The sequence below is a fragment of the Saccharothrix sp. NRRL B-16348 genome (genome assembly GCF_001280085.1).
Lineage (GTDB): Bacteria > Actinomycetota > Actinomycetes > Mycobacteriales > Pseudonocardiaceae > Actinosynnema.
The window spans coordinates 1-430 of sequence record NZ_LGED01000101.1 but is presented as its reverse complement, the minus strand read 5'-3'; the positions used below and the strand labels follow the sequence as shown (position 1 = coordinate 430).

The 430-nt window shown below is 66.7% G+C and carries 1 pseudogene; it reads right to left on the bottom strand.

Annotated features, from left to right (window positions below):
* A pseudogene (locus ADK67_RS11060) lies at positions 1–204 on the bottom strand (MarR family winged helix-turn-helix transcriptional regulator); the annotation flags it as partial.
* Between the last annotated feature and the right edge of the window lie 226 nt (positions 205–430).

Here is a 430-nt window from a genome sequence, read left to right as displayed (position 1 = left end):
GACGCCGTCGGCGAGGTCGGTCATGCGTCGGCTGCCGGTGGGGGAGTCGCCGAGGGTGGCCAGGAGTTGGAACTGCACGTAGCTGAGATCGCCGGCATCGCGCAACTGTTGCTCGACCGCGTGTTTCAGCAGGCTGCTCGCCTCGATGAGGGCGAAGTACGCGCCCAGCTGCGCGGCGTCCGGTGGGGGCGGCGGGGGCGTCATGGGCCGACCCTATCAGTGCTTCCAACTCGAAGCACTTGCTTCCAATTCGAAGCAGTGCTAGCGTGATCGCAGTTGCTTCGAACTCGAAGCAACACGGCGAAGGGGTAGAGATCATGAAGGCAGTGCGGTTCCACGAAACGGGCGGCCCGCAGGTCCTGCGCTACGAGGATGTCGACCAGCCGGTCCCCGGCACCGGTCAGGTGCGCATCCGGGTCGCCGGGTCGGC